At 42.7% G+C, this 6,045-nt stretch carries 5 protein-coding genes; 1 reads left to right on the top strand and 4 read right to left on the bottom strand.

The genetic code is table 11. The features are described 5' to 3' along the window. The 4 genes from POV27_RS16800 to POV27_RS16785 form a co-directional block, all read right to left on the bottom strand. The coding region (locus POV27_RS16800) for a DUF1028 domain-containing protein (protein ID WP_272863953.1) at positions 1 to 1,777 on the bottom strand (1,777 nt) is incomplete at its 3' end. Positions 1,778 to 1,827: 50 nt separating this feature from the next. Beyond that, positions 1,828 to 2,640, bottom strand: a complete 813-nt coding sequence (locus tag POV27_RS16795) for a hypothetical protein (RefSeq protein WP_272863952.1) — start codon at positions 2,638 to 2,640, stop codon at positions 1,828 to 1,830. 43 nt (positions 2,641 to 2,683) lie between these two features. Beyond that, positions 2,684 to 3,520 carry a hypothetical protein gene (locus tag POV27_RS16790; RefSeq protein ID WP_272863951.1) on the bottom strand — a complete coding sequence of 279 codons (837 nt, stop codon included), beginning with the start codon at positions 3,518 to 3,520 and terminating at the stop codon, positions 2,684 to 2,686. A gap of 40 nt (positions 3,521 to 3,560) precedes the next feature. After that, positions 3,561 to 4,388, bottom strand: coding sequence for a hypothetical protein (locus POV27_RS16785; protein ID WP_272863950.1), 828 nt, complete (start codon positions 4,386 to 4,388; stop codon positions 3,561 to 3,563). Positions 4,389 to 5,157: 769 nt separating this feature from the next. On the opposite strand from POV27_RS16785, the gene POV27_RS16780 reads away from it, so the two are divergent. After that, a complete protein-coding gene (locus POV27_RS16780) occupies positions 5,158 to 6,045 on the top strand; it encodes a 1-aminocyclopropane-1-carboxylate deaminase/D-cysteine desulfhydrase (RefSeq protein ID WP_419179954.1) in 888 nt (295 codons plus the stop codon).

Raw genomic sequence — 6,045 nt, 5'->3', positions numbered from 1 at the left:
CCAGGTTGGGCGTGGTAAGGTTCACGTTGATGGTACCGTTGTTGGTGGTCACGGCCGAATCGTCCGTCTGCACCACGCTCCCCCGGTGCTCCACCACCAAGGTACCGTCTACTGTTATGTTTCCAGAAATACTAGTATATGTGTTTGCTGGTATAGTAAGGGTTACTCCGCTATTAATTGTTAATTGACATGCACTTATATTACCGTTGATGCTTGTGTCGTAGTTGCCAGTTAATACTACTGAATTGTTCACAATTGGGGCTCCCGGAGGACTCCAATTAGTTCCATCCCATGTTTTGGTGGCTCCAGCACAGGTAGGAGTTACCACGGTAATATTGATGTCGTCAATGGCACTATCTCCTGTAAATCCTCCGCTTCTACTAGCCCTAAAACGAAGTTTTACAGTAGAGCCAGCATAAGCCGAAAGGCTCACAGCTTCGTTGTTAAACCAATTAGTTGCGGTATTCTGCTGTCCTGTTCTGTCCCAAAGCGTAACCCAACCAGATCCGTCGTTGGTATTTGCTTGTAGCGCCAGTGTTCCGATGTTAGCTCCGTACATATGGTAGTCGAAAGTGATTTCTGCGGTGGATCCTGCTGGTATTTCAAAACAAGGGGATGCAATGGCGGCATCATCGGATGCTCCAGTAACATTAGAGGCCTCCAAATAGGCAAAGAAAGTACCTTGATTGGCACTGTTAGGGCCCGTACTTCCACTAGGCGTCTGACTTCGATCGCGCATCCATGAGCGATCGTTATCTTCTGGGTCGGTATCCAGATCATCTTTGAGCCACATAGTGGTTTCGAAATCCATGGAATATGGAAAAGTGTTTACTGTTTCGTAGCAGAATCCAGTACCTACGGCATCGTCGTACATAGCTTGGAGCTTATCGATAGGTTCAGTAAAGTTGGGAACCCCACTAGTTGTAGGTTGTCCCTGGATCGCATCTGTGTTTAAGGAGAAAGAGGGGGCGTTGTCCGCATCGCCCAGTGTAAGCACTCTAACAAATGCTGTTCTACCACTGTTCGTACTTCCGTCGCATCGCACATCTCCAGCAACACGCTTCGCTCCTTGCATTGCGGCCATTAATTTATCGGCGAGGGTTCCGTTAGCTGCAAGGAAGGCAGCTTCCATATCATCCAATAAGTCCTGTCCGTTTACATTGTCACTTGAGTTGTCGTTGTCCAAAATATTTCCTTGTATGGAATACCCGATGCCTGTTCCGGGCTCGATGCCACCGATGTGATTTGAAAAGTGACCGTTTGAACCTCCGGACCAACCGGCGGTGGTAAGTGTGCCACCATCAAAACCAACAACTCCGTATTGTCTGTTAGCACTACCTGCATCTGCGGCTACTACGAAGTCTATTATTTCCTGTGGTGTGTCTCCGGCTTCCATTCGCGTACGGGCGACTGCTTGAGTACTCGCGCTGTAAGATGCCTGTGAGTTTATACCACCTAGAATGTTTCCACCACTATCAAGGATTAGGTCGTTTAAGAAGTCGATTCCTCCATTGAAACCAACACAACTGCAGCCTGCTCCTCCTACCACTCCATTGGTAGGATCGAAAGCAACAATGGAAAAGGTATCTCCTTCATGGTCACGAGAGGTGTCGATTTCTTGAGTTTCTGCTTCTTCAGAGTTATCCGCAATATTGGAATCGATCAAAATTTCCTGCTCGGTCTTTTTATCCAGGAAATGAGCCCATAGAACCAGTGCAAAAGTAACAATGGTAATGAATCCGAATATTTTAGCTTGGGGTCTAATGTTCTTTTTCATGAGAAGCTGTAGGTTTAGTAAACTTGAAATTTAGATTCAAAAAGTTTTGGCTAGTGCTGTTCTACAAGGGATAAGGACATGAAGCCTCTTTGTGCTGTATTAACTCCACTGGCTCCACTGTATCCGCTCGTATCCCTTCCAAACCATCCGGTATCAACTCCATTGGCACGCCATTCCCTTCCTTGGACTTTAAAACGATAGGTAGTACCGGCAACCAGATCTACATTCAAAACTATGAAGGCCGCCTGACCGAGATTGTAGAAGTTGGTCCCATCGATATCTTTGGAAGAAGATGTAATGTAGGTTTCTTTAATGCTTGTAAAGGATCCTCCACTGGTGGATTGAACAAGACGAATTGAACCCTGTGTGGCTCCATCTCCAGAGGCTCCACCTAGGCGATCGCCTGCGGTCATATAGCCTTTGGCTACAATTTGGTACGTCCCAGTAAAGGGTACGGTAATGCTGCCCGTATCCAATCCCGGAAGGTCTACTGATGTCGTATATGAAGTGGAAGCCCTAACTTGGGCTGTTTGTACATAATTTAAGTTATATCCTTCATTGTACAAACGTCTCCATCTACTACCGTCGTAATAGTAAAATCCTGGGTTAATGCTATTGGGCCCAGTTGCTGTATTCATATTGTACACCATGATCCCTGCTGAGATAGGGTTTATGGTGCTCAAATCGTTCGTTCCGCTTAAGGAGATTCTTGGCATTAGAAACCCCTTATCGGTGGCATGGACTTCAAGGGCCGAACTGGCATCTGGGCTGTTGGTGTTGATCCCGATCTGGGCCTCTATAGATGTGCTTGCCAGCAAAAGGCAAACAACAAAAGAGAGTATTTTATAGTAAGTTGATCTCATCAGATTTGGGTTTTGGTTTATAAGTCAAAATCAATTTTTATGATTAAAACTGTCTTAATAGCGTAATGGTCATGTAGTTGTCCTGACAATTGGGATCTCCCCCAGAATTGCCATTATAGTAGCTGGTATCGATTCCCCAAACACCGTAGCCATTGCCATAGGTTCCCGAAAGAAAGGTGTTATACGTGTTGTCTTCATCCCATTCCCTGGCACGTACTCGAATGTTATAGGAAGTGCCGCCCTGCAAATCCACATTGTGAATAATCACACTGCTCTGTCCGAGTGCATGAAAGACAGAAGCTCCCGTTCCTATCTGTTTGGATGTTGAGGTAAGCCAAGTCTCTGCCACTTTGGTAGCGTCAATCTCTAACCATACGGAGGCTGACCCTACTCCGGGGTCTGGAGCAGTATTTTGAAGACCCGCTGCGTAATAACATACGACTATGATTTGGTACGTTCCACTAAATGGTGGAGTGATGCTTTGATCCAATCCGGGTAATGTATAGCTGGAAGATTGGTTGGCAGCTTTCACACCAACAGTTTGAAAGAATTGTTCTGAATAGCCTTGATTATAGACACGGATCCACTCACTCCCGTCCCAAAAGTAAAATCCATCTGTGACTCTGTTGTTTCCAGTTCCAGCAGTCGCCGTGTTATAAACCCATAGTCCTTCTACAGCAGAAGGTGTAATGGTAGAAACATCATTTCTACCTGTCAAGGTAACACGTGGTATTAAAACTCCTTTGTCGCTGCTTTCTACCTGAAAGACGGCGCCATCTTCTAATGTATTGGTTCCAATCGCTACTTGGGCGTCCATTTGTAAAAAAGAAAAGACCGCCAAGAAGGTGAACATAATTATATATCGTAGTTGTGATTTCATAAGCAGATTTTGAGATTAATGAAATTGGGGTTAAGCGAAACTATTGTTGTCTAATCAAGCAAACGGTCATGAACCCACGTTGGCCGTCATTTACACCACTTGCACCGTTATATCCGTTAGTATCTTTTCCGAACGCGCCGTTTAGCACCCCTTCTCGATGCCACTGTCTTCCAGCAACCTTAAATCGATAGGTGTTCACAACGTCGAGATCTACCGTGTATATCATGGTAGCTGCCTGTCCGAGGTTATAGAAATTAGACCCGCCAGCAATGTCTTTGGAGGAACTAGTAATGTAGGCTTCCTGAATATTCGTAAAGGTTCCAGAGGCATTGGTGTCCATCCAAAGACTAATGGAAGCTTGAGCTGCACCATCACCGGAAATCCCACCCTGTATATTACCTGCTGCGTAATAACCAGTTACCACAATCTGATAGGTGCCACTAAAAGGAATGTTGATGTCGCCGGTGTCCATTCCAGTTAGGTCGTTGTATTGACTGCTGGAACTTGATGCATTAACTTCTGCAGTCTGTTCGTATAATAGAGTGTATCCCTGATTGTATAGTCGTCTCCATTGCACACCACTCCAATAATAAAAACCTGGGGTTACCTGAACGGCCAAGGCTCCGGCGATTACGGTATTATAAACCAGTAATCCAGTAGTGGCCGATGGTGTTATGGTGGTGGTGTCATCGGTTCCAGTAAGTGCTACACGAGGAATAAGAAAGCCTTTGTCGGTACTAGTAATGTCAAGAGCGGCACCGTCGGCTGGATTTGAAGTATTGATCCCTACTTGGGCATAACACGAAAACGTGATTGCCACGGAAAGGAATCCCAATAGCATTGCATTGAAAATATAGTCCTTCTTCATGATTTGGCTTTTTAAGGGCGATACCGAACAGCGCTGCTGTTTGATATTGCAATTGCCCGTTAAAATTCAATATTCGATAGATTGCAAGAATCTTCTCAAATATTGTTTTAGCTCAAATCACCAAAATTTCAATGTGATCGTTGAAACTGATTTACTGCATGGATGTATTTCGAATTCAATTGAACTCCAGAATTAACTTCATTATATACAAATTCATGTTTTCTGAAGGTTTTGTTTTCGAATGGGGATAGGGGATACTTTATACCAAAAAAAATTGGTACGCGCGCTCTATAGGATATACCTAACAAGCATAAGTGGTCCAGTGTAAATTTGGATCGCATATTTATGGTTTTTAGTGATTTGGTTATGACAATTTTATAGTATTAATTCCATAAAAACAAAAAAAAATCGATGAAATGCACTAAAAATCAATGAAATACGAAAAATACTACAAAAAAATACGCTTAAAAATTCGATTACGGTTATTTTGACAATTAGAAAGGTCATTAATCAAAAAGAGTACGGTAAATCCGTAAATAGTACTTTTTTGTTAACCGAGACTAGGTATAAATAATACTAACTTGAAAGATTAAATTTTGAATTTTTATTGAAAATTCTTTTGGGCTAGAAATCAAAATGTTACGTTTTCCTGAAAATTTCCTAGACTTTGTGTAATCGCTTTTCGCATTATGCGTAATTTGCCATTGAAACCTATTTGTCTGTTACTTTTTACCCTTTGAATTTGCTTTTTTCTGAAGTTTTTACTCCAATCGAAACGATAAATCCAGCTCTTTTTGAATCTAAAGTTAAGAGGTTGGACATCATACGTGAGGATACTATCGACACTTTTGTGTCCGGAAATAAATTCAGGAAATTGACCTATAATCTTCAAAAAGCAAAAGCTACAGGTCATACAAGTCTACTCACTTTTGGCGGAGCTTTTTCCAACCATATAGCTGCTGTAGCCGCTGCCGGAAATCGGTTGAGATTGAATACCATTGGCGTGATTCGCGGAGAGGAATTGGCAGAACTTCAAAGAAATCCTACCCTAAAATATGCTGAGGAACATGGGATGCAACTTCATTTTGTAAGTAGAGAAGCTTATAAGCAAAAGGAAGCACCCGAATTTATATCACGCTTGAAAGATACTTTCGGTGATTTCTACCTCCTTCCTGAAGGCGGCACCAATGATTTGGCCGTAAAGGGTTGTGAGGAGATACTTGGGGAACGAACCCACGAATACGATTATATATGCACTTCGGCAGGAACAGGTGGCACCATGGCGGGATTGGTAAGGGCCTCGGAACGCCATCAACAAGTCATTGGTTTTTCGGCATTAAAGGGTGCATTTCAGGTTTCAGAAATAAAAAAATATACCGATAAAACCAATTTTACATTATTAGATACCTATTGTTTTGGAGGTTATGGTAAAATAGATGTAGGTTTGGTGCGTTTTATCAATGACTTTAAAAAGCAGACTCAAATTCCTCTAGACCCCATATACACGGGTAAAATGATGTATGGAATATGCGACTTGGCCCAAAATGGATTTTTTGAAGCGGATAGTAAGATTTTGGCCATTCATACCGGTGGATTGCAAGGAATAAAGGGAATGAACGAAAAGTTGTCACGAAAGAATATACCTCAAATAGAATAA

Source organism: Aureisphaera galaxeae (assembly GCF_028561275.1).
GTDB lineage: Bacteria > Bacteroidota > Bacteroidia > Flavobacteriales > Flavobacteriaceae > Aureisphaera > Aureisphaera galaxeae.
This window is presented reverse-complemented; position numbering and strand designations above follow the sequence as displayed.